We start from the raw sequence: 1,828 nt of genomic DNA, 5'->3' as shown, positions 1-1,828 counted from the left end.
TCATGGCTTCGTCGCCCCAATGATGGAGAGCCATCCTACTAGGGGGCCAGACCACTTTGGCACTCAGGGATCGCCTCAGGCCAAGTTCCTTGTGTGTCGCTCGTCGACGCCGCGACCGGCAGAAATGGGTCGACAAGCGACCTTTAGTGGTTGGTCAACTGGATGGCGATGCCGGTCAATTTACGTGGCGAGCCTGGTCAGCTGTGCTGGCAATGATTGGTCAACAAGCCTGCAATCTGCAGTTGAACCATAGATAGCCATTTGCCCAGGCGCCGGTCCGACTATGCGTTCTGGAAATCATAAGTTGGCCATTCAGGCCAAACTATGCTTTCCAGAAAATCCGAGGCGGCATGCAAGCATTTGGTGGGCCCACCAGGATTCGAACCTGGAACCAAGGGATTCGCGTGTTCCGAAGGTTTCCCTCCGGCGCGGACTATCTCTTCACCCTTCGCCTGCGGCGGGTGGGGTGCGGGACGCTCGAGCCTGTGATCAAGGGCGCTGAAGCCCTCAGGTAGTCTCTGCACCTTCCGGCGGTGTACCGCCGGCTTGGCTCAGGGTTGCCACCGGCCGCGTTGCGCGCCGCTGAGGTTTCCCTGAATTCATCCCGTTCCCGTCCAGGCATTCCTGCCTGGCGGCACCTTTCGATGAGTCCCCTGCTCTAACCGTTGAGCTATAGGCCCACAAGCGATGAATGGTAGAGGAGTTATCGGGGGCGTGCCAGCGGCGGGAACCGCGCGGGTGTCCTCGCGGTTTCTGCGTATCGCACGCGGCAGCGTGCCACGAGTCGTGTGGCGACGCGATGGCCCGGGGCGTAGGCTGCGCGTTCCCCCACGAGCCGGAGAGTACGCATGAACACCGAAGCGATCGCGAAACGGTTGGTCGAGTTGTGCCGGGAAGGCAAATACGAGGAAGCGCAGCGCGAGCTGTATGCCGAGGATGCGGTGAGTATCGAGCCGGACGGGCTGCCGCCGGGCGCGCTGGGCAGCGTGCAGGGACTGGCGGCGATCTACGAGAAGGGTCGCCAGTTCAACGCGATGATCGAGGCTGTGCATGGCGGCAGCGTGAGCGAGCCGGTGATCGCGGAGAACTGGTTCAGCATAGCGCTGGCGATGGACGTGACGATGAAGGGCCGCGGCCGGATGAACATGAGCGAGATCTGCGTATACCGCGTGCACGGCGGCAAGATCGTGCGCGAGCAGTTCTTCTACGACGTCGGCTGAACCGTCTCCTGAAATGAAGAAGCCCCGCATCGGCGGGGCTTCTTCGTCATGCCGACGTCGCCAATTACTCGACGTCGAGGAACGAGCGCAGCTGTTCGGAGCGGCTCGGGTGACGCAGCTTGCGCAACGCCTTGGCCTCGATCTGACGGATCCGCTCACGGGTGACGTCGAACTGCTTGCCGACTTCTTCCAGCGTGTGATCGGTGTTCATGTCGATGCCGAAGCGCATGCGCAGCACCTTGGCTTCGCGCGGGGTCAGCCCGGCGAGCACGTCGCGCACGGTTTCCATCAGGCCGGTCTCGGTGGCCGAGTCGACCGGCGAGCTGGCGTTGCCGTCCTCGATGAAGTCGCCCAGGTGGGAATCCTCGTCGTCGCCGATCGGGGTTTCCATGGAGATCGGTTCCTTGGCGATCTTCAAGACCTTGCGGATCTTGTCCTCGGGCATCTCCATTTCCTTGGCCAGTTCTTCCGGCGTGGCCTCGCGGCCGAACTGCTGCAGCATCTGGCGGGAAATGCGGTTCAACTTGTTGATCGTCTCGATCATGTGCACCGGGATGCGGATGGTGCGCGCCTGGTCGGCGATCGAGCGGGTGATCGCCTGGCGGATC

Annotated in this window: 2 protein-coding genes; one reads left to right on the top strand and one right to left on the bottom strand. The window is 62.5% G+C overall.

The window, feature by feature from the left end; genetic code table 11:
* Positions 1-848 precede the first annotated feature (848 nt).
* Positions 849-1,220, top strand: a complete 372-nt coding sequence (locus VGE08_RS17630; protein WP_331069225.1) for a SnoaL-like domain-containing protein — start codon at positions 849-851, stop codon at positions 1,218-1,220.
* 64 nt (positions 1,221-1,284) lie between these two features.
* Here VGE08_RS17630 and VGE08_RS17625 read toward each other — a convergent pair.
* Positions 1,285-1,828: sigma-70 family RNA polymerase sigma factor (locus tag VGE08_RS17625; RefSeq protein WP_331069224.1), on the bottom strand; the 544-nt coding region annotated here is incomplete at its 5' end.

It is taken from the genome of Steroidobacter sp. (assembly GCF_036406195.1).
In the GTDB taxonomy this organism is placed as follows: Bacteria; Pseudomonadota; Gammaproteobacteria; order Steroidobacterales; family Steroidobacteraceae; genus Steroidobacter.
The sequence above is the reverse complement of the archived record's forward strand: the minus strand, read 5'-3'. Positions and strand labels throughout refer to the sequence as shown.

Bases quoted from the DNA above. Each gene is read 5' to 3' on its own strand.
- VGE08_RS17630 (WP_331069225.1), top strand. From the start codon at position 849: ATGAACACCGAAGCGATCGCGAAACGGTTGGTCGAGTTGTGCCGGGAA.